The sequence below is a fragment of the Arthrobacter sp. UC242_113 genome (assembly GCF_044054585.1).
Taxonomy (GTDB): domain Bacteria; phylum Actinomycetota; class Actinomycetes; order Actinomycetales; family Micrococcaceae; genus Arthrobacter.
On the sequence record NZ_CP171972.1, the window covers coordinates 138,959 to 158,961 of the forward strand.

General features: G+C 63.4%; 20 protein-coding genes and 1 pseudogene. 16 read left to right on the plus strand and 5 right to left on the minus strand.

Going from position 1 to position 20,003, the window contains the following annotated elements; all coding sequences use genetic code 11:
- Positions 1-584 precede the first annotated feature (584 nt).
- Entirely contained in the window at positions 585-890 is a 306-nt protein-coding gene (locus ACHMXB_RS22475) for a putative quinol monooxygenase (protein WP_395405719.1), read from the minus strand.
- Complete coding sequence (locus ACHMXB_RS22480; protein ID WP_395405721.1) at positions 887-2,038, minus strand: mandelate racemase/muconate lactonizing enzyme family protein; 1,152 nt, start codon at positions 2,036-2,038, stop codon at positions 887-889. Before ACHMXB_RS22480 ends, ACHMXB_RS22475 begins: the two co-directional genes overlap by 4 nt.
- A 138-nt stretch (positions 2,039-2,176) precedes the next feature.
- On the opposite strand from ACHMXB_RS22480, the gene ACHMXB_RS22485 reads away from it, so the two are divergent.
- The 4 genes from ACHMXB_RS22485 to ACHMXB_RS22500 all read left to right on the plus strand — a co-directional run bounded on the left by ACHMXB_RS22485 (position 2,177) and on the right by ACHMXB_RS22500 (position 6,040).
- Positions 2,177-2,980 (plus strand): SDR family oxidoreductase, encoded by an 804-nt coding sequence (locus ACHMXB_RS22485; RefSeq protein ID WP_395405723.1) that lies wholly within the window; start codon positions 2,177-2,179, stop codon positions 2,978-2,980.
- 36 nt (positions 2,981-3,016) lie between these two features.
- Entirely contained in the window at positions 3,017-4,348 is a 1,332-nt protein-coding gene (locus ACHMXB_RS22490; RefSeq protein WP_395405725.1) for an MFS transporter, read from the plus strand.
- Positions 4,349-4,477: 129 nt separating this feature from the next.
- On the plus strand, positions 4,478-5,302 hold the full coding sequence (locus ACHMXB_RS22495) for an IclR family transcriptional regulator (RefSeq protein ID WP_395405727.1): 825 nt from the start codon (positions 4,478-4,480) through the stop codon (positions 5,300-5,302).
- Positions 5,303-6,040, plus strand: coding sequence for an IclR family transcriptional regulator (locus tag ACHMXB_RS22500; RefSeq protein ID WP_395405729.1), 738 nt, complete (start codon positions 5,303-5,305; stop codon positions 6,038-6,040).
- Between the two features lie 18 nt (positions 6,041-6,058).
- Here ACHMXB_RS22500 and ACHMXB_RS22505 read toward each other — a convergent pair whose 3' ends face one another.
- A complete protein-coding gene (locus tag ACHMXB_RS22505; protein ID WP_395405731.1) occupies positions 6,059-7,081 on the minus strand; it encodes a zinc-binding dehydrogenase in 1,023 nt (340 codons plus the stop codon).
- A 160-nt stretch (positions 7,082-7,241) separates the two neighbouring features.
- Here ACHMXB_RS22505 and ACHMXB_RS22510 point away from each other — a divergent pair, with 160 nt between their 5' ends.
- The 8 genes and pseudogenes from ACHMXB_RS22510 (at position 7,242) to ACHMXB_RS22545 (ending at position 16,996) form a co-directional block, all read left to right on the plus strand.
- Positions 7,242-8,129, plus strand: a complete 888-nt coding sequence (locus tag ACHMXB_RS22510) for a transketolase (RefSeq protein ID WP_395405733.1) — start codon at positions 7,242-7,244, stop codon at positions 8,127-8,129.
- A complete protein-coding gene (locus ACHMXB_RS22515) occupies positions 8,126-9,073 on the plus strand; it encodes a transketolase family protein (RefSeq protein WP_395405735.1) in 948 nt (315 codons plus the stop codon). The genes ACHMXB_RS22510 and ACHMXB_RS22515 overlap by 4 nt, the downstream gene beginning before the upstream one ends.
- The gene (locus ACHMXB_RS22520; RefSeq protein ID WP_395405737.1) at positions 9,070-9,828 is read left to right on the plus strand and encodes an SDR family NAD(P)-dependent oxidoreductase; all 759 of its coding nucleotides are present in this window, start codon (positions 9,070-9,072) and stop codon (positions 9,826-9,828) included. The genes ACHMXB_RS22515 and ACHMXB_RS22520 overlap by 4 nt, the downstream gene beginning before the upstream one ends.
- A gap of 428 nt (positions 9,829-10,256) precedes the next feature.
- Positions 10,257-11,747, plus strand: coding sequence for an NAD-dependent succinate-semialdehyde dehydrogenase (locus ACHMXB_RS22525; protein WP_395405739.1), 1,491 nt, complete (start codon positions 10,257-10,259; stop codon positions 11,745-11,747).
- Between the two features lie 111 nt (positions 11,748-11,858).
- Positions 11,859-13,346 carry a glyceraldehyde-3-phosphate dehydrogenase gene (locus tag ACHMXB_RS22530; protein WP_395405741.1) on the plus strand — a complete coding sequence of 496 codons (1,488 nt, stop codon included), beginning with the start codon at positions 11,859-11,861 and terminating at the stop codon, positions 13,344-13,346.
- Positions 13,347-14,209: 863 nt separating this feature from the next.
- A pseudogene (locus ACHMXB_RS22535) lies at positions 14,210-15,278 on the plus strand (IS110 family transposase).
- A gap of 349 nt (positions 15,279-15,627) precedes the next feature.
- Entirely contained in the window at positions 15,628-15,888 is a 261-nt protein-coding gene (locus tag ACHMXB_RS22540) for a hypothetical protein (protein ID WP_395405743.1), read from the plus strand.
- A gap of 115 nt (positions 15,889-16,003) precedes the next feature.
- Positions 16,004-16,996 (plus strand): DUF4238 domain-containing protein, encoded by a 993-nt coding sequence (locus ACHMXB_RS22545; RefSeq protein WP_395405745.1) that lies wholly within the window; start codon positions 16,004-16,006, stop codon positions 16,994-16,996.
- Positions 16,997-17,007: 11 nt separating this feature from the next.
- Here ACHMXB_RS22545 and ACHMXB_RS22550 read toward each other — a convergent pair whose 3' ends face one another.
- Positions 17,008-17,373, minus strand: coding sequence for a hypothetical protein (locus ACHMXB_RS22550; protein WP_395405747.1), 366 nt, complete (start codon positions 17,371-17,373; stop codon positions 17,008-17,010).
- Positions 17,374-17,449: 76 nt separating this feature from the next.
- Positions 17,450-18,055 carry a class I SAM-dependent methyltransferase gene (locus ACHMXB_RS22555; protein ID WP_395405749.1) on the minus strand — a complete coding sequence of 202 codons (606 nt, stop codon included), beginning with the start codon at positions 18,053-18,055 and terminating at the stop codon, positions 17,450-17,452.
- A 120-nt stretch (positions 18,056-18,175) separates the two neighbouring features.
- Here ACHMXB_RS22555 and ACHMXB_RS22560 point away from each other — a divergent pair, with 120 nt between their 5' ends.
- From ACHMXB_RS22560 to ACHMXB_RS22575, 4 genes are all read left to right on the plus strand, one after another.
- Positions 18,176-18,460, plus strand: coding sequence for a PadR family transcriptional regulator (locus ACHMXB_RS22560; protein WP_395405751.1), 285 nt, complete (start codon positions 18,176-18,178; stop codon positions 18,458-18,460).
- A gap of 2 nt (positions 18,461-18,462) precedes the next feature.
- Positions 18,463-18,867, plus strand: coding sequence for a hypothetical protein (locus tag ACHMXB_RS22565; protein ID WP_395405753.1), 405 nt, complete (start codon positions 18,463-18,465; stop codon positions 18,865-18,867).
- A gap of 115 nt (positions 18,868-18,982) precedes the next feature.
- Positions 18,983-19,264, plus strand: a complete 282-nt coding sequence (locus tag ACHMXB_RS22570) for a hypothetical protein (protein WP_395405755.1) — start codon at positions 18,983-18,985, stop codon at positions 19,262-19,264.
- Positions 19,261-19,974: a DUF2511 domain-containing protein gene (locus tag ACHMXB_RS22575; protein ID WP_395405757.1), complete on the plus strand. Its 714-nt coding sequence runs from the start codon at positions 19,261-19,263 to the stop codon at positions 19,972-19,974. The genes ACHMXB_RS22570 and ACHMXB_RS22575 overlap by 4 nt, the downstream gene beginning before the upstream one ends.
- The last annotated feature ends 29 nt before the right edge of the window (positions 19,975-20,003 follow it).

Sequence of the window (20,003 nt, forward strand, 5' to 3'; positions counted from 1 at the left end):
CCACATCGAGTGTGCACCACCCCGGCCCCGCGTGGGCCGTGCCATTTCGACTTGTAAATACCATGGCCTGCTTCCTTGCAGGTCATGGCCAGAGTGCATGCTCGGCATCAAGAATGGTGCAGCAAACGCGCAGGACAGGATCAAGAAACGGCGGCACTCAACGTCGGGGCGCCCTGCCTTCACGTGGCAGTGGCTCTAAAGCCGGCCGATGTCGTCCTTAGCTCCAGGATCCCGATCATCGTCCCGCTGCACCCTTGGGAATTGCAGGTGCTGTCTGAGCCGCAGCCGATTCAACCCCCTGATTGCAGGGTCAGATCATCATTCACCCGCCGGAGCTTAACACCCTCCGAACACCCGCATTCGCCCCGCACGATGGCTGTTAATAGCGGCAAGGGGACGGGCATCCTGACGTCAGGTTAGGTTCTTAGAATTGCCTGAATAAGTGTCAGAAAAAGCCGATTTACACCCTACTTTGACAACTTTCACGTGGGTTGCCTGACGTCAGGTTGGGGTGTGGATCAACCTGGTATAGCGGCATCCGTTTGGCAGCACTAGTCATGCCAGGTTCAGCCAGAGTTAGCCGCTTAAGAGAACTGTTCTTCAAATGCCGGTGTGCTGATGTGGACGCTGCGCTCGTAAAGGAGGGGCACGACGGAGCCTAGGAGCCCGTCGCGGAAATGCGGCCTTTCGCGATGGCGCGCGAGGGCCTCCTGATCCTTCCATCCTTCGATCAGGATCAAGTGACCCTCCTCGCTGGGTGTTTCGAGGATGTGGAAGTATTTCAGTCCCGGCTCATCGCGGGTGGTTTGCGCAACAGGTAGCAGCCGTTCGAGCACCGCTTCCCGGGCCGCGGGCGGGAAGCGGTAGTGGGCGACCGTAGTGACCGTCATGGTCGGGCCAGCTTGTTGTCCCCGCCCACGGCGCCGTGGCGGACCGAGAACCGTTCAATGGCGTCCATGCGCAGTTCGGTGCCCAGCCCTGGAGCCTCGGGCGCGGAAACCCGTCCGTTCACTACGCGGCTGTACGGCGAGTGGGTCAGGAGCTTGTGGGAGGGCTCGAAGGGAAGCTCGTCCGCGAATGCTTCGACCCAGGGCATGTCCGGCCAGGCAAAGGTGAAGTGCTGGTGGACTGACGGGTAGGCATGTCCTGAGACCGCGACGCCGTGCTGGCGGGCGAAGCCGATGACATCTGCCGTGGGACCGATGCCGCCAAGGGTGGTGGCGTCGACCCGGAGCACGTCCACCATTTCCTCCTGGATCAGCCGGTACAGGGCCCGCGGGTCGGTGATGTCGTCTCCGGCCGCGAGTGGGGTTTGGACCAGGCCGCGCAGCTTGCCGATGTCGTGCAGCTGGTGGCGAGGGAAGGGGTCCTCCACCCACGCCAGGTCGACTGTGGCGAAGGTGTTGATGGCTTCGGCTGCTTCCCGCACCGATGTCCAGGCGCCGTTGACGTCCACGATGAGCTGGACTTCGGGTCCGGCCAGTTGGCGGATGAGTTCCAGGCGGCGTTGCAGTATCCGGTAGTCGTCGTAGCCGGCAGCCTCAAGTTTGAGGGCGGGGTAGCCGTCAGCGGCCCGCTTGGCCAGCCGCGCGGCGAACTCTTCGTCCGACTCGTTGGGCAGTTCGTAGCCTTCGACCAGCAGAACCCCTGCGTCCTGCCGGTTTCCACCGAGCAGCCGCCAGATGGGGCTCTCCATCGCCCGTCCGCGGATATCCCACAGGGCAATGTCAACCAGGGACCGCGCGTTCGCCAAGATGCCGTGGCGGTCTCCGGATGCAGTCCTGCGCAGGATTTCGGTCTGGATGGCGCCGACATCCTCGGCCTCCATGCCGATGATCAGCGGCGCAATCATGTCGATCGCAGCGACGTCGATCGGGGCGCCCCGGCTGATCGCCAGGCCGTGGCCCTCTAGTCCATCGCTGGTCTGGATGCGGACCACCGCATAGTCACGATGGGTGATGGTGCCCCATTTGAAGCGGACCGGCACGTCAAGTGGCACCCGGCAGTTCCATGCGTCAACTCTTTTGATGGCCGTCATGGGCATCCTTCCCTTGGTTCAGTAGCAAAAAATTATCACCCATTGAATTGTATGTCCATCTTGCGATACTGTTCCGGCATGCCGGCTGGAGCTGCTTTCTGCTGGCCCGAATACTTCGTCTCAAGAAAGAGGATTACCTTGAAACTTGACAGCAACGTGCGCCGCCTCGGCGATATGGCGGGACGCACGGCGTTGGTTACGGGAGCGAGCAGTGGCATCGGTGCCGCCACCGTTCTCCGGTTCATTGAGGCTGGTGCACGGGTGCACGCCGTTGCTCGCCGCCTGGAAGCGCTGGAGGCGCTGGACCCCGTGGCCGTCGCGGACGGGCGCCTGGTGCCGCACGCGCTGGATGTCAGCGACGGGGCTGCCGTCCAGGCGCTTCTTGATGAGCTGGCTGACTCCGACCCGCTGGACACCCTCGTTCTTGCCGCAGGACAGAACGTGAACCCCCGTCGCTTCGGAGACCTGACCTTCGAGGCCTTCGATCACCTGCTCAAGGTCAACCTCAGCGGTGTCTTCTACTTCCTGCGCGGCGCCCTTCCGCAGCTCCGGGACACCCTGGGCGACGTCGTCATCATCTCAAGCGTCGCCGCTTTGTGGCCGGATCACTCCGGTGCTGCCTACCAGGCGTCCAAAGCAGGCGTGATTGGCCTGGCCCGCGGTGCTGGATGGGATGAGCACGGTGCGGGCGTGCGCATCACCTCGATCCTTCCCGGTGTGGTGAACACGCCGATTCTGGATAAGCGGCCCGTTCCGCCGCCGCAGGAACTCCGTGAGCTGTTCATTCAGCCCGAGGACGTTGCCGAAGCGTCCTTGGCCGCGGTCACCATCCCGGGCCGCACGACCGTCTCGGAGATCACCTTGACCGCCACGCGCTTGCAGTCGATCGGCAACACCCAGCAGGCCACCCCCGTCATTCCTGAACAGCTCAAAGTCGGCTGACAGAATCCGCAGTAGTCATCTCAAAGGAGAGATAGCATGACTCAGATTGAAACCACTGAACCGCTGCTGGTGCCCAATAAGAAGGCCACCACACGCAGCGTCATCGCCGGCACGTTTGGAACGGCGTTGGAGTATTACGATTTCGTGCTGTACGGTCTGGCCGCAGCGCTGGTGTTCAACACCCTGTTCTTTCCCAATGCAGACCCGGCCGTCGCCATGCTTGCCAGCTTCGCCACCTACGCGGTAGGTTTCGTAGCACGGCCGGTGGGCGGCCTCATCCTTGCAGGCGTCGGTGACCGCGTCGGACGCAAGCAGGTGCTGGTTATCACGATTGTGATGATGGGCCTCTCCACTGCCGCCATCGGACTTCTTCCGACCTACGCCCAAGTGGGCGTCTGGGCCCCCGTGCTTCTGATCCTGCTGCGCCTTGTGCAGGGTTTTGGGGCCGGCGCGGAACTGGCGAGTGCATCCACCCTCATGGTGGAGTCCGCGCCCGCCCACCGCCGCGGCATTCTGGGCTCATTCCTTTGCATCGGGACGAACTCCGGCACCCTCATCGCCTCAGGCGTCTGGGTACTCGTGGCCCAGTTGCCCAAGCAGGACCTGTTGACCTGGGGCTGGCGCATCCCATTCCTCGTCAGTATTCTGATTGCCGGTTGGGGATTGTGGACCCGGCGCCATGTCGAAGAAAGCCACACGTTTACCGCCGTCTCCGAACGCCAGCGCAACGCCACGGTCCGGGAAATCTTCGGCGGCGTCTTCACCTCGGGCAAGAAGGCGTTCTTCTCCGGGCTAGGCCTGCGGGTCGGCGAGGCGGGAACGTCCTCCATCTACCAGGTGTTCCTAGTCGGCTACATCGCGACGCTGCCACAGATGGGCGCCGCCACGGGAACCTTCGCGTTGATGATCGCCTCGGCTGTGGCCTACCTGACCATTCCCTTGATCGGCCACCTGTCGGACAAGGTCGGCCGCCGCACAGTCTTCAGGATCCTCTCCGGCACCCAGTTGGCCTTCGCGGTCCCCGGACTGCTGCTTGTTACATCCGGGAACACGGCATTGATCGTCCTGGCCTTCATCGTGGCCGTAAGCATCGCAGTCCTGGGCATGTACGCGGTTGAGTCCTCCTGGAACGCCGAGCTGTTCGGCTCGCGCTACCGGCTGGCCGGCGTCACCGCAGTGAAGGAACTCGGCGGCGTCCTGGGCGGCGGCATCGCACCCATGATCTGTGCAGGCCTCATGGCGGCATTCCACCACTGGTGGCCGATTGCCGCCTACGTCACTGTTCTTGCAGCCATCAGCTTCGGAACCTCCTTCTTCGCCCCGGAGACCAAGGGCCGTGACCTGACCTCCTCGGCTGACTCCATCTAGGCATTGCGCTGCGGCCCGGCCCTCAAGGGCCGGGCCGCCTGCTCCCAGACCAGGACAAATCGATTGAGAAGGCCTAAGGCATGGCGTATCGTGGGGAAGTCACATTGTCCGCCTGGTGAGAGGAATCTGGTGGCTCAAGAAGATGAGCAGTCCGGCGGTATGCAGCTCGTCAGCAAGAGCATGGCGATCCTCACTGCAATAGGACAGGCAGGGTCTATCAGCGTCAAGGAACTTGCCGAACGGACCGGCGAGCCGGCCAGCTCCCTGTACCGGCTGCTCTCGTCGCTCGAAGTGATCGGCTGGGTGGAGCCCGCAGCAAAGCCTCGGCAGATCCGGCTCGGAGTCGAGTTCCTGCGCCTCGGGGCCCGCCTGGAGGCCCAGCTCGACGTTCGGAAGCAGGCCGTTCCGCAATTGGAGTGGCTGCGCCAGGCCAGCGGCGAGACTGCCTTCCTCTGCATTCGACGCGGACTGGAAGCGGTGTGCATCGAACGGGTTGAAGGTCTCGACGTTCAGATCCACACCCTTTCTTTAGGGCAATCAATGCCCCTGGGCGAGGGCGTGGCGCCTCGCGCGCTCCTGGCCTTCGAACCCAAGGAGGTAGTGGACAGCTACTTCGAAAACTTCCCCGAGCCGACCAGCGCCATCGCCCCTTCTGCGGAGGAGTTGCGGGTGCTGCTGGCGGAGACGGCGAGGGATGGTGTGGCCGTGGCCACCAGCGAGTGGGCCGACGGCATTGGGGGCGTCGGCGCGCCGATCTTCGATCACCGTGGCCGGGTGGTGGCAGCCCTGTCCATCGGGGGCATGTCCCATCGCATGTTCGGGGGCAGCTACGACGCCGTGGCCCTCACCCGGTCAGCGGCTGAGGCAGTGAGCCGCAGCATGGGTTACGACGGCGGCATTCCCGCCCCCCGCCCCCTGCCGGACGGCTTTCATGCACACAGTGAGGTGGCTTAGATGGGCAAGCCGATCAAGATCCTTTCCAACAGTTCACAGCTGCTGAACCTTCTGGCCGACCAGGGCCAATTGGGCATCCCTGAGCTTTCTGAACGGCTGGACATGCCCCGCGCCAGTGTCTACCGGCTGGTCGACGCCCTGACGCACGTGGGACTGGTAGGCCAGTCGGAGGATGGAAAGTTCTCGCTCGGCCTAGAGGTTCTGCATCTTGCCAGCGCGGCCCTGCGGGCATTGCCGGAGATCGAGGTTGCCCGGCCGGAGCTGGAATACCTCAATGAGGCCACCGGCCAGACCATCTACCTGTGCGCTTTGCGCGGCACCGCAACCGTATGTCTGGACTGGGTGCCCGGCAGCCGGGTCAGCCTGTTGTTGCTCGGCCCCGGTGGAACACTGCCCCCGCACGCAGGGGCGACGTCGCGGGTCTTCCTGGCGTTCGACGACGACCTGCGCCGTGACGTCATTCGGCGGCCCCTGGAGCGGATCACGGACAAGACGTTGACCGAGCCCTCCGAGCTCGATGCCGACGCCCAGGCCATCCGATCGGCCGGGTTCAGCGTCTCCGACGAAGACGTGACTGTCGGCATCGCCGCCCTCGGGGTGCCGGTCCACGACCGTGCGGGCAACGTTACTTGGGCGCTCTCTGTCGCAGGCCTCCGCGCCGAGATCCTGGACTCACAGGAGGAGTTCGTTAATCTGCTGAAGGAAGCCGGGGCGCGGATGAGCCGGCGGCTGTCCTAGCGACAGCCGCCGGTCCTCCTAGGCGCTGAAGTCGAGCAGGACCTTGCACGAGCGGCTGGAATCGGCCGCCGCCTCAAAGGCCTCCGCCGCTTTCTCCGGCGCAAAGACGTGCGTGACGATCCCATCCAGCTCGGGGGCCGCGGCCAGGAGTTCGACGGCGGCATCCAGCTCGACGTCGAACCGCTGGGACCCGCGCAGGGTCACCTCCCGGGTAATCAACTGCCCCAGGTCAATGGGGTTAGGACCCGGCGGGAGGATGCCGAGCTGGACTACCATGCCCCCGTCGCGCACGGCCTTGATAGCGGCGTTCAGCGCCGCCGGCGCCCCAGAGGCCTCAATGACGACGTCGAAGGCCGCGGCCGGCACCTGATCTGAACCAAGCAGCAGGGCGGCGTCCGCACCCACCGACCGGGCTACGTCGAGCGGTGCCTGGTGAAGGTCTGAAACAGTGATGGAACGCGCCCCGGCCCGTCGGGCACCGGCGACGGCCAGACAGCCGATGGGGCCGGCGCCGCTGATCAGAACCTCCCGGCCGCGGAAGTCGCCGCCGGCCTGGCGGACGGCATGCAGTGCCACGGCCAACGGTTCCGCCAGCGCGGCCCGGCGGGCTGGCACTGAATCATCCACGAAGCGGAGCTGATCCACGCGCACCGCGATCCGGTCGGCGAATGCGCCCTGGGCGTGGGGGAAGTGGGCGGCGCTGCCCAGATACCTGCCAGATGGCAAACGGTTAAATCCCTTGCCATCGACGCATCCCGCCGGCGGGCAGGGCGTGGCTGGATGGACCACCACGCGGCGTCCCACCAGATCACCAGCCACCCCCGGGCCCGCAGATTCCACAACGCCCGCTATCTCATGGCCCAAGGTGAGGGGCTCACGGATGAGGGCGGCACCGTTCGCGCCGTGGGCGTGATAGTGCAGATCGCTGCCGCAGATCCCGCCAAACTCGACGCGCACCGTCACCTCATCCGCGGCCGGTTGCGGCTCGGGATGTTCCATTACCTGTAGATCGCGGGCGCCCGCACTGACGATGGCACGCATATGAACTCCTTCGTTTTGAGCAATCTGCGGAACCTCCGCATCCCAGCAGTTTATCGGCAGGCGAACAAAATGTCTGTCCCATGATGCATGTCTTATCGTTTACTGGACTTAAAATCCGTTGCATGAGAATATTGCGATGTTGAAGAGAGGAACTTTACTCATGACCGCACTCGAACAGCAGGAGCTTCAGCTCCTGGAGGAGACCGCCCGGCAGGGCCGTTGGCACGTCATCCGCACCGTGGCGGAAGCCAAGGCCGGCCATATCGGCGGGCCCCTGTCCGCAATGGATCTACTCGTGGCGCTGTACTTCCGGCAGTTACGTGTTAACCCCGACCAGCCGGATCACCCGGACCGGGATCGTTTCATCCTGTCCAAGGGCCACTGCGCCGTCGGCCTCTATTCGGTGCTGGCGCTGCGCGGCTACTTCCCGATCGAGGAACTTGCCAGTTTCGACCACGGCGATTCGCGGCTCCAGGGCCACCCGGACATGAAGCTCACTCCGGGTGTGGACGCCTCCACAGGGTCGCTCGGGCAGGGTCTGAGCGCCGGCGTCGGAATCGCCCTCGGTGCCAACCGGCTGAACAAGGACTTTCACACCTGGGTCATGCTCGGCGATGGCGAACTGGTGGAGGGCATGGTGTGGGAGGCCGTCTATTCGGCGCAGCGCTTTGGCCTTGGCAACCTGACAGCCATCGTCGACGTCAACGGACTGCAGCAGTACGGCTGGCCGTCGGCATCCCCCGATGACCGCTTCGACCGCTCGGAACCCTGGTCTGGTGTGGACCTGGCCGCGGTATTCGGCGGGTTCGGCTGGAACGTGCTGGAAACGGACGGCCACAGCTTCCCGGAAATCGTCGACACCCTGGAACGCGCCCAGGCGCTGCGCAGCAGCGGCCGGCCCACGGTCATCCTGGCCCGGACCGTCAAGGGTAAGGGAGTCTCCTTTACCGAAGGAACCTACAAGTGGCACAACGGCGTGGCCAGCGCGGAACAGCTCGAACTCGCCGCCGCAGAACTCAAGCAGAACACGAAAGGAGCGTTGCGGTGATCGCTCAACGTGAAATCTGGGGCCGCACGCTGGTGAGCCTGGGGGAGACCGACCCGCGGGTCGCCGTCGTCGACGGGGACCTGGCGACGTCCACCAAGGCGGACCTATTCGCGGACGCCCATCCCGACCGCTTCTTCCAGATCGGGATCGCCGAGCAAAACATGGTCGGGGTAGCCTTTGGGCTCACCACCATGGGCTACCGGCCCTGGCTCTCCTCGTTTGGCGTCTTCCTGAGCCAGCGGGCGCTTGACCCGGTCCGCATGCTCGTCTCGCAGACGGGAGCGCCGGTGAAGATCGCAGCCTCCTACTCGGGCCTGCTCAACGGCAGCAGCGGCAAGACGCACCAGGACATCGAAGACCTGGCCATCATGCGGGCCATGCCGAACATGACAGTCATTGCCCCGGCCGACCACATTGAGGCCGAGGCCGCCATCCGCTGGGCCGCGGAATACGACGGACCCGTCTACCTCCGCCTGGCCCGCGACGCCGTCACCCCCGTTTTTGACTCCATGCCGAAGTTCGTGCCCGGCACCGTGCACGTGCTCCGGGAAGGAGACGACGCCGTGCTGGTGTCCACCGGCGTCCAGAGCTCAAGGGTCATGGACGCGGCCGAAATCCTTTCGGCCCGGGGCATCGAGAGCCGCGTGGTTCACGTTCCGTGCCTCAAGCCGCTCGATGAGGCCGGGCTCCTAACTGCACTTTCAGGGGACGGCGCGATCTTCACCGTGGAGGAGCACACCATCATCGGCGGCCTGGGCGGGCTGGTCGCGGAGACGGTCACCAGCTCGGCGCTGGGCAAGCCGGTGACCCGGCTGGGACTGGCCGACGCCTGGTCCGAGTCGGCCCCCAACGACTTCCTGCTCGACAAATACGGGCTTTCCCCGGCCAAGGTCGCCGTTGCCGTGGCCGGCGGCCTCAACACAAGCGAAAGTAGGACGAAATGAAGTCAGTGTTGATTACCGGTGCGGCCCAAGGCATCGGGGCGGCCACCGCCCGCACCATGGCACAGCGGGGCTGGCGCGTGCTGCTCGCCGACCTGCATCTGGACAAAGCACGTGCCGTTGCCGAGGAACTCCAGGCCTCCTCTCCGGTGGAAGGAGGCCACCAGGCCATCGCCGTTGACGTGTCCTCCGCAGACAGCGTTCTGGCCGCCGTGGAGGCAGTGAACGCGCACGGTGATGGCTTGGACGGGCTGGTAAACTGCGCCGGGATTCTCACCCGGCAGCCGGCAGAGGACACCGACCTGCCCAAATGGCAGGCGGTGCTCGACACCCACCTCAACGGCGCCATGCTGATGTCGCGGGAACTGTTTCCGCTGCTCAAGGCAGCCAAGGGCTCCATCGTGAACATCGCCTCCGTGGGGTCGACGCTGGGTCTGCCGGGCCGTTTGGCCTACACCGTCGCCAAATCGGGGATCCTGGGCATGACCCGCACGCTCGCCGTGGAGTGGGGACACCATGGCCTGCGCGTCAACGCGGTGGCCCCCGGATACGTAGATACCGAAATGATCCGCAGCGGCTTCCGGGAGGGCACGCTGAACGAAGCCGAACTGCTCCGGCGCACCCCGCTGGGCCGGCTGGCACAGGCAGACGACATCGCCTCCGCAATCGCCTTCCTCCTGGGCCACGACGCGCGGTTTGTCCACGGAGTCACGCTGAAGGTCGACGGCGGCATCACCATCGACGGGTCATTTAACTAAGCCCTGGCAATGCCTTGCCGGCTCATCCAGCCAAGACCCGTGGCGTGAAAACTGCTCGCCACGGGCTAGCCGGATTCAATACCACTGCTTGTCCTGTCGACGGACCTCAACGCCGTCAACGTTCAGGGCTTCTTCAGGGTTGCGTCTGATGCCGACGCCGGATCGCCGGCCAGGAGGAGGCCGCTTGAAGCCCACCTCCTGACAACGATCTTTGAGGTCAAAAATACACATCGGCTTGGTCACCGAACTCCGGCCCCAACGGGTCTTCTCGAATATCCGGTCCGTGACTGAATAACTGCACTAGGTCGTCCAATGGGCCGTGATTTGGGCCTGCCCCTGTGCCCCGCGGCCGGTTCGCAAGCGCAACAGATTTGCCCCCCGGGGTCCCTGGAAACCGAACATTAGCTACGCATAGTAAGGAGCCCGATGTGGCTGAAGGAAACACCGTAACCACCGAACGCGAAACTGCGCTGCTGGCCGCTGTGCCCACGGGGTTGCTGATCAATGGCGAATGGCGGGACGCGTCCGGCGGCGGCACATTCGACGTCGAGGACCCGGCGACCGGCAAGATCCTCGCGACGCTGTCCAGTGCCACCAGCGAAGACGCGTTGTCGGCGCTGGGTGCGGCCGACGGCGTTCAGGCGGCTTGGGCGCGCACGGCACCGCGTGAGCGGGCAGAGATCCTGCGCCGGGCCTTCGACCTGGTGACCGAACGGGCGGAGGATTTTGCCCTCCTCATGACGCTCGAGATGGGCAAGCCGCTGGCAGAGGCGCGCGGCGAGGTGGCGTACGCGGCTGAGTTCCTGCGCTGGTTCTCCGAGGAGGCGGTGCGGGATTACGGCCGCTATCTGACCACGCCCGAGGGGAAGAACAAGATCCTGGTGCAGCACAAGCCGGTGGGGCCCTGCCTGCTGATCACGCCGTGGAACTTCCCGCTGGCGATGGCCACGCGCAAGGTCGCACCCGCGGTGGCGGCCGGATGCACCATGGTGTTGAAGCCGGCCAAGCTCACGCCGCTGACCTCGCAGCTCTTCGCGCAGGTGATGATGGAGGCCGGCCTGCCGGCCGGGGTACTGAACGTTGTGTCGTCATCGTCGGCCTCATCCATCTCCGGGCCCCTGCTCAAGGATGGGCGGCTGCGGAAGGTTTCCTTCACCGGCTCGACGCCGGTGGGCAAGCAGCTGATGGCGGAGGCGTCCCAGAACGTGCTGCTCACATCGATGGAACTCGGCGGCAACGCCCCGTTCATCGTGTTCGAGGACGCTGACCTGGACAAGGCAGTTCAGGGCGCTATGGCGGCGAAGATGCGGAACATGGGGGAGGCCTGCACCGCCGCTAACCGGTTCCTGGTGCACGAGTCCGTCGCGCAGGAGTTCACGGCCAAGTTCGCCCAGGCCATGAAGACCCTCCGCCCCGGCCGCGGAACCGAGGTTGGTGTAACACTGGGCCCGCTGATCGATGGCGGCGCGCGCAAGGATGTGCACGCCCTCGTGGAGGACGCCGTCAATGCCGGTGCATCAGTTGTCACCGGCGGCGCACCTGTGGACGGACCCGGATACTTCTACCAGCCAACGGTTCTTTCAGGGGTGTCCAACGGTGCGGAGATCCTGCGCACCGAGATCTTCGGTCCGGTGGCCCCGGTCACCACATTCGGCACTGAGGAGCAGGTCATCGCCATGGCCAACGCCACCGAGTACGGCCTGGCCGCCTACCTCTACACCCGTGACTACAACCGACTCCTGCGAGTGGCCGAGCAGATTGAATTCGGCATGCTGGGCTTCAACGCCGGCGTCATCTCAAACGCCGCCGCACCGTTCGGCGGCGTGAAGCAGTCTGGCCTGGGACGTGAAGGCGGCTCGGAAGGCATCGCCGAATACACCACGACGCAGTACATCGGCATCGCCGACCCCTACGCCTAGGGAGCGCACGCCAGCTTTTCCCAACGGAAAGTTCCGGCTGCAGCCACATACGAATTCGTGGAGTCACTTGGCAGCTGTGACTTAGCCAAACCCTTCCTGAAAGGCACCATAATGCGGCCAGCGTCTGATTCTTGTCTTGATACGTGGATTGGCCGGGAGGCCCTTGCCGAGGCCATGATCCCGGTCATTGGCAGGTTGTACCGCGAACACAACGTGGTGATCAGCATCCACGGCCGGAGCCTGATCAACAAGTCCACCATGAATATCCTCAAGGCGCACCGCTTTGCGCGCCGCATGGCCAAGGATGAGTTGCCCCTGGAGGAGACGGCACCGCTGCTGAACACGCTCGCGCAGCTGGAGCTCGGCGCCGCTGCGATCGATATCGCCCAGCTGAACGAGAAGTTCAAGGAGGAGAGCAACGGCGCCACCCTCGAGGAGTTCCTGCATGCGGAGCTCGCCGACATCGTGGGCAAGCGCGGCGCCGACGAGCGCACCGGTACCGACGTCGTGCTCTACGGCTTTGGACGCATCGGCCGGCTCCTGGCCCGCCTCCTTATCGAAAAGGCCGGTGGCGGCCACGGCCTGCGCCTGCGCGCTATCGTAGTCCGCCACGGCTCCGACAACGACCTGCTCAAGCGTGCTAGCCTGCTGCGCCGCGACTCCGTGCACGGCTCCTTCGAAGGCACCATCCGCGTCGACGAGGAAGCCAACACCATCACGGCCAACGGCGTCCGCATCCAGGTCATCTACTCGAACGACCCCGCCACCATCGACTACACCGCCTATGGCATCAACAACGCCCTGGTCGCGGACAACACAGGCCGCTGGCGCGACGCCGAAGGCCTGTCCCAGCACCTGCAGAGCAAGGGCGTCGCCCGCGTACTGCTGACCGCACCGGGCAAGGGCGAGCTGAAGAATATCGTCCACGGCATCAACCACCGCGACATCGAAGACAGCGACACGATCGTCTCCGCAGCCTCCTGCACCACCAACGCCATCACCCCGGTCCTGAAGGCCATCAACGACAGGTTCGGCATGGTCCACGGCCACGTGGAAACCGTCCACTCCTTCACCAACGACCAGAACCTGATCGACAACTTCCACAAGGGCGACCGCCGCGGCCGTTCCGCCGCGCTGAACATGGTCATCACCGAAACCGGTGCCGCCAAGGCTGTGGCGAAGGCCCTGCCCGAACTCCTGGGCAAGCTGACCGGCAGCTCGATCCGCGTCCCCACCCCGAACGTGTCCCTGGCCATCCTTAACCTGAGCCTGGAAAACGGGACCACCAAGGAAGAGGTCAACGACTACCTGCGCGGGATGTCGCTGCACTCGGACCTGCGCAAGCAGATCGACTATATCGACTCGCCCGAGGTCGTCTCCACGGACTTCGTCGGCTCCCGCCGCGCCGGCATCGTAGACGGGCTGGCCACCGTGTCCACGGACAAGAACCTGGTCCTCTACGTGTGGTACGACAACGAGTTCGGCTACAGCTGCCAGGTCATCCGCATCCTGGAAGAAATGGCGGGGATAGACCGGCCTTCCTACCCCGCGACGGACGTCGTGAAGGAAGCCATCTCAGTGCTCGCCGCCCTGGAGTAACTCATTTCTATCCAGAAGAAAGGCTTTTCCGGGGCAGCCCTTGGGATTGGATCATTCGCATTTTCTGACCTCACTACACTTCCCGTCCGCCGCGCGGTGTTCGACGTTCAGCCACCTCCGGCAGGATTGCGTTGAGGGACTTCTTCATTGTCCCAATTCTGAATCCGTGTTGGCGGAGAACGTCGCTCGTACTCAGGCTGCCTGGTCGGACGTCAGGTCGAAAAGATCATCTCGCAACAGGCTTTCCAGCAAGACGCTGGGCTTGTGGTCGGTAAAGCCAGTTTCGCGAAGCGGTAAACACGCAGGTTGTTCGGCACCTCATACGTGGGGCTGGTTGTCACTTCCTCGGCGGTGTGGTTCGCAAAACTTAGGATTTGAGTGCGGGCACACGCGTCAGCGGAACCGTCATTCGGGGATTCCGTCGGGAAGCCTGGTGCCGCTACATACGTGCCTTGTCCCTGCCGCCTGACAACCAGTCCGCGGATCATCAGCTCGTGCATACCTGTCGGACAGTGGGCAGCGAGGTTCCTACCTCTACTGCCGTGGTTCGAACGCCTGTGAGGATTGGGGTGGCTGGTCTGGGACTGGCTGGCAGAGTAAGTGCAGGCCGTTCCACCCGGCGGTCGTGACTCATCAGAACGCTTGGCCCCCGTCCGAGGGTGTCCTGTTATCGACATGTCCGTCTGCTGGGTGGACGGCCGGCACCCGCCCGGCCCACCTCGGTGACTTGATCAGAAGATTGTCCGCCTCCTGAGGGGCGTGGCTCGTCACAGTGCTGTTCCGAAGTGACCTCTACCCGGGACTGGTACCGGCCCGTAACGGCCTGACCGTGTCCGCGAAATGAGGAAGGTGCCAGAACCGCTATGACTATCGTTGCGCATTCCCACCCGTTTGTCGTGGGCGTCGACACCCACGCCCGAAAGCACGTCTTCGCCATCATCGCCGCGGCAAACGGCGAACGGATCGACAACCGGGATTTCCCGGCGACGGGCGCCGGGATCAGTCGCGCTATTGCTTGGGTCGCGCGCCGCACCGAAGCCGATCTGGCCACGCTGTGGGTGATTGAGGGCGCCGGCTTCTTATGGTGCCGTGCTGGCCGGTGCCGTCGCAGGTGCCGGCTACCAGGTCGCCGAAGCCACGCGCATGGACGCCCTGCCGCGTCGTGGGATTGGCAAGTCGGATCCGTTGGACGCGCACCGGATCGCTTCTGCCGTCCTTTCCCTGGAAGAGGACAAGTTGCGCCGGCCACGGCTGAACGAAGGGGTCCGGGCAGCGCTGCGGGTCCTGGTCACTGCGCGTCATTCGATGACCACGGACCGGACCAGGACCGTGAACGCGTTGACCGCACTGCTCCGGATCAATGATTTGGGCTTCGATGCGCGCGAGTCGTTGACCGGAAGCCAGATACTGGAGGTGTCCCGGTGGCGGGTCCGTGAAGAACCTCTTGCGGTGTCTGTGGCCCGCTCTGAAGCGGTCAGACTGGCCAAGCGCATCGGCGACCTTGATGCTGAGATCAAAGCAAACGGCTCCCGGATCACTGAACTGGTTGAGGTCAGCGAAGCCGCGCCGTTGCTGCAGGAATCCGGCTTCGGACCGGTTACGGCAGCCATTTGTCTGACCGCGTGGTCTCATCAGGGCCGGGTACGTTCCGAGGCGGCGTTCGCTTCCCTGGCCGGGGTCAACCCCATTCCGGCTTCATCGGGAAATACCGTCCGTCATAGGCTCAACCGCGGCGGCGACAGGACCCTGAATAAAGCCCTTCACCTGGTTGCTGTTACCCGGATGGCCTTCGATCCAGAGACCATCGAATACGTAGCAAAACGGCGAGCAGAAGGGCGAACCAAAAAGGAGATCCGCCGGTGTGTGAAACGCTACCTCGCCCGACGGGTCTACCGCACACTCAATGCCAGCAGTTCCCAGCCGCTACGTTGACAACCATAGAAGAGTCGATAACCGCGATTTCGTCAACCTAGAGGAGTGGCACGCAAGTGCCACGGTTGACTCCGGCACCTGTCCCTGGGTGCAAGAAAGGGCGCACCCCGTTCGCTGGGTGCGCCCATTCCGTGCAGAGGTCAGTCCTTCTTGAAGCGTCCTTGACCTTCTCGCCTGCCTGCTTCGTAGCGCACAGCTCATCAAGAATCTGCTTCTTCCCGGCCCGGCCCGAGGAGGCGTAGCGGGTGGCGACGACCTTCGTGACAGCCCTGAGTTCACTCATCGAAAGCTCCATGGCTCACAGTTCCGACACAGCAGACACCCGTCGCTGAAGGATCTGCGGAAGACGGTGAGCACATCGCGTATCGAGTGGAAGGCGGGCAAGCGGCTGGTCACCGATTTGGGCGGTCTGCCCTCAATACTGGTGGCCGTCGTCGGGCTCGGTGAATTGGCGGCAGCTCTGCCCAGCGCGTCTTCGGTGACGGCTCTTGCTGGCCGTGTAGCCGCCGCAGGGGCGCAGGAAGTCTTTCAAGCCCGGGCTGACGTTCGGCAGCACGATCTGGTGTATCTGCTCGATGTGAACAGGAAGCTCGGGAACACATCCTTCTGATAAGGAACCCGCACGTCCTCGCCGCGTGCCGGCGAGGGATGACGCTCTGTTCGGAGGGGAACAGGGACAATAGTCAATGTTGCACAGGAGAAGATCAGAGGAAGGTTCGGTCTAAATGGGGGTTAGTCGGCGGCACCACACGGTTCCGAATTTCTACCTGAAGGGGTTTGCAACCGCAGAGTCGAAACCAATGATCGGCGCGGTCAGCCTCGACGACGGGAAACGACGTACTATCTCGACCCGCGATGCGACTGTCCGCAAGAACTTCTACTCCTTGTCCGGCCATCCTGACGGCGACGATGTCTTTGAGAAGGATCTGTCCGATCTGGAAGGTGATGCATCTGCCGTCATCAAGAAGACAGTCGATGGGACTTGGCCGTTGTCCCGGGAAGACCGTGAGATCCTCGGCACTTTTCTGACCTTCCAGTTCCTTAGAGGCCCTGATACCAGAGCGTCAATGGGACAGATACACGGGACAGTGCTCTCCAAGGTAATCGCCCAGATGGGCGCTGACGGTGTTCGGGAAACGCTCACTAAAGGAGGCAAGGAAGTCGACGACGCCGTTGTGGACAGGCTTGTGCAGCAGGCAACTGGGCCGGAGGCGATAGCCATGAAAAGCACTCCTGTGGGCCACATTCAACACATACTCGAACTGGTTCCCGAACTGTTGCTCTATTTCGTTGGGCGCCCATGGGCCCTTACCCGCTTCAACCGCAAGAAGTTGCTGACGTGCGATACGCCGGTTGCACTGGTGCGTGACCCCGAACTGAAAGACGTGTTCCGAGGAGTGGGAGTTGGGACGGCTTGGGGGATGACAGTCCCTCTGACAAGAGATGTCGGACTGTTGCTGAGTCATCCTGGACCAGTTTTTGCTGAGATGGTTGACCAGAAGCAGCAGGAACCGGAAGCAGTGGCGGAGGACATTGTTGCCGGTCGACATGACCACGAGCAGACTGGCTCAACTAAGTGGGCGCAGCTGTTCAACAGCCATACGATTGCCAACGCCCGCAACTGGCTCTTTTACCATCCTGAAGATGCCGATCTGATTCCGGATGACCTTCCTGATCCCCGCGACCGAGAAGTTGAGTCTGAAGTCATCACGGGCTAGGAACGGCACACTCAGTCGACCAGGAATTCGTAGACCCGGTTCACTTCATTGGAACCAACCATGATCGGATCCGCGGCGTACATACCGCGGTTCAGGGTCACCACGTAGTAGAGGTTTCGTAGCGAGGAGGGCCCATAGATGGCCATCACTGGGCCCTCGCCCCGTGATTCCGGTTGGCCGACTTCAGCGCGCAGCTTCCTCCCTTCGTGCGTATAGTCGAGCCGTTGAATTCGAGCTGCCGGGACCGATTCACCGTGGAGGTTTTTGGCTGCTCCGGAGTAGATGATTTCCGCTGTCTCTTCATCCTGCGTTCCTGGCATGAAGAAGGATCGGGGTGTGAAGGGCCTGCTGAGCGAATACGCGTCGTTGTACGTCATGGCCTCACCGTAAAACGCGGGGCATGTCAGTTGTGGGACGAGAGCCTCGGAACGAAAGTGGCAGGGACTCCAGCGGCTAATGCAGCCCGGCGGCGGCAACAATGGCTGCATGGGGCCGGCTGCCCGGGTCGTGCCGCGTTTCTGACTCAAGGACGTCGAAGCCGGCGTCCTGCAACATCCTGGTCATGCTGTCGATGGACCAGTAGTACGCCCTGGTCACTGCGTGATCAAAGGACTTGCCGGATTCACCCTCGAAGAAGCCAATGAGTACCTGGCCCTGGGGTTTTAGAACGCGATGCAGCTGAGTGAGAACCACAGGCAGCTCCGCCGGCGGCAAATGGATCAGCGAGTACCAGGCCAGCACGCCGCCCAGGCTGCCATCAGCGAGATCGAGTGCACGCAGCGAGGCGACGCGGAAAGACACGTCCGGGAAGCGCAGACGGGCGCTGTCGATAAACTCTGCGACGAGATCGACGCCAGAGATGTCCGCTCCCTGTCTGTGCAGGAAGTCAGTCCAGTGGCCCGGACCGCAACCGGCATCAAGGATGGGACCGCTGATCCCCTTGGCCCATCGCTGTATGTTCCGCCGGTCCAGCTCGTGCATGTCCTCCACGGAACCCAGGAGATCCGTGTACACCGGCGCGCGGGCGCCGTAAGCGCTGAGCACTTCGCTATCAGTCATGCAACGAGTCTAGGTTCATGCGCCATATTGAGATTGCACGCTACATAGTTAGTGACACTATCTAGTTGTGATTGAGATGACTTTGACCAGGAGCTGACCCGTGCGGCGCTTCCGCAGGCAGTGCTGGCGGTGCTCAGCCATGGCGAAAGTCATGGCTACGCCATCGCCGAAGTCCTTCGGCAGCGCGGCTTCACGCGCATCAAAGGCGGGACGCTTTACCAGCTCCTGAAGAGACTCGAAGACCACAGTCTTGTCGAGCACACATGGCACCACGACCAGGCAGGTCCGGGCCGCAAGCAGTTCAGGCTCACTGAGCAGGGCCGCCAGGAACTGGAGCGCTCGGCGACAGCATGGAGCCGAATGAGCCAGGCACTCACTGAGATCAAGACGACGCGACAGGAATAATCATGAGTTACGAGCGAAGACTGACTTTCAACCTCAGGGTTCGTGGGCTCTCTGAAGCTGAAATAGCCGCAGCCCTCGATGAAATCCGGGCCCACGAGGCAGCCACTGGGACTCCTGCGGAAGCCGAATTCGGCACCGCGCAGGAGTATGCGAGGCAGTTCCCCAAGCAGAAGAGGCGGACGCGGGGGAAGACCATCAATGCAATCAGCACAGGCTTGGCTGTGGCTTATGTTCTGCTCGTGGTCGTCCTGATGCTCGTCTTCAGAGTGAACATCCGCGACTTCGTCGGGCCGGTCACGCTCCTGCCGGCCGCAGGACTTGTCCTGGTTGGTCTATTGGCCGGCTTTCTCACCGACTACTTCCAGCCGGCACAGCGCTCCAGCCCTGCCCGCTCAGCAGTCCGCTAGGTTTGGGCCCCGTCGAAGCAGGGCCCCAAAGTCTGGGCCACGGAGTGGCCGGCCCACGCCCCGACCACCCAGGCGGATATGCTCGACTTCATTCACGAATCAATTAGGGGGAAACATGTCGGGAAGTCCTGTCTATGGGGCCGGGTATTACAAGGGGAGCCAGGACGGTTTCCAGGACGGTCTCAGCAAAGGCACCGGACTCGGCGCTGTCGCTGCCCTCGCCGTCGTCGGGACTGTTTACCTCGGAAAGCTGGGCATCAACAAGCTCAAAGACGTCGCGGCCGCCAGGCATGAGAAGAAGTTGCTGGCGCTGGAACCGCCGGAGACTCCCGAGCCGAATGAGCGCCTGGATGTCGACAACAACGGTGATAACACCGACAGCGACGTGAACCCATGATGACTTCCCGGTACACAGCGCCGGCCTGCATCGCCTTCACCGGGCTGCTTCTCGCTGGCTGCGCAGCGCCTGCGCCTCCGACTGCCGAAGAGACTTCAACACCGCCGACATCAGCAGCTCCTGGCAGCACGCTGACTGATGCGGAGCGGGTGACCGAGGCCGAAGCCGCAGTTCAGGCCGAACTTCCCAATGCGCCCATCTGGAAGGGCATGACTTTCAAAGGCGTTGTCGTCGACGCTTCCGAGATCTGCGTTGACCGCACTTGGACCCCGGGAGGCGGTCCGGATAAGCTCGGCGGGAACGCCGGCTACGTCGTAGTCAGCTTTCCTGCGGTCACCTTAGGCAAGCCCAAAGACGGCACCTGCGCAGGCTATGCACCTGCAACTGCTAAAGCACCCGCCAAGGTAGAGGTGCCCGCTGCCGTAGCCAATGATCCGGGTCTTCTTGTCAGCACCACTTTCGGAGATAAGTGGCCGCTGAAGGTTCCTTATGTCGTGGCCCACTGTGAGGGCATTACGGTAGCCGGGCGAAACCTTCAGGTGGCCACTGTCGATGCTCCGGACGGCAAGACGTACGCGGCCAATGGCACAGCCAAGGATCACGGCAACTATCTCGACATTGATCCAATCTGGGCGCCGAAGCCCGATGTTTCCGGTCTGAAAATCGACATGAGCCCAGTCCTTGATGCCGCTCTTGCACTGTGCGATTGACCCTCGCGGGGGTACTTCTCGTTCGCACT

Bases quoted from the DNA above. Each gene is read 5' to 3' on its own strand.
- ACHMXB_RS22570 (WP_395405755.1), top strand. From the start codon at position 18,983: ATGTCGGGAAGTCCTGTCTATGGGGCCGGGTATTACAAGGGGAGCCAG.
- ACHMXB_RS22565 (WP_395405753.1), top strand. From the start codon at position 18,463: ATGAGTTACGAGCGAAGACTGACTTTCAACCTCAGGGTTCGTGGGCTC.
- ACHMXB_RS22500 (WP_395405729.1), top strand. From the start codon at position 5,303: ATGGGCAAGCCGATCAAGATCCTTTCCAACAGTTCACAGCTGCTGAAC.
- ACHMXB_RS22490 (WP_395405725.1), top strand. From the start codon at position 3,017: ATGACTCAGATTGAAACCACTGAACCGCTGCTGGTGCCCAATAAGAAG.
- ACHMXB_RS22510 (WP_395405733.1), top strand. From the start codon at position 7,242: ATGACCGCACTCGAACAGCAGGAGCTTCAGCTCCTGGAGGAGACCGCC.
- ACHMXB_RS22520 (WP_395405737.1), top strand. From the start codon at position 9,070: ATGAAGTCAGTGTTGATTACCGGTGCGGCCCAAGGCATCGGGGCGGCC.
- ACHMXB_RS22550 (WP_395405747.1), bottom strand. From the start codon at position 17,373: ATGACGTACAACGACGCGTATTCGCTCAGCAGGCCCTTCACACCCCGA.
- ACHMXB_RS22480 (WP_395405721.1), bottom strand. From the start codon at position 2,038: ATGACGGCCATCAAAAGAGTTGACGCATGGAACTGCCGGGTGCCACTT.
- ACHMXB_RS22545 (WP_395405745.1), top strand. From the start codon at position 16,004: ATGGGGGTTAGTCGGCGGCACCACACGGTTCCGAATTTCTACCTGAAG.
- ACHMXB_RS22530 (WP_395405741.1), top strand. From the start codon at position 11,859: ATGCGGCCAGCGTCTGATTCTTGTCTTGATACGTGGATTGGCCGGGAG.
- ACHMXB_RS22505 (WP_395405731.1), bottom strand. From the start codon at position 7,081: ATGCGTGCCATCGTCAGTGCGGGCGCCCGCGATCTACAGGTAATGGAA.
- ACHMXB_RS22575 (WP_395405757.1), top strand. From the start codon at position 19,261: ATGATGACTTCCCGGTACACAGCGCCGGCCTGCATCGCCTTCACCGGG.
- ACHMXB_RS22475 (WP_395405719.1), bottom strand. From the start codon at position 890: ATGACGGTCACTACGGTCGCCCACTACCGCTTCCCGCCCGCGGCCCGG.
- ACHMXB_RS22555 (WP_395405749.1), bottom strand. From the start codon at position 18,055: ATGACTGATAGCGAAGTGCTCAGCGCTTACGGCGCCCGCGCGCCGGTG.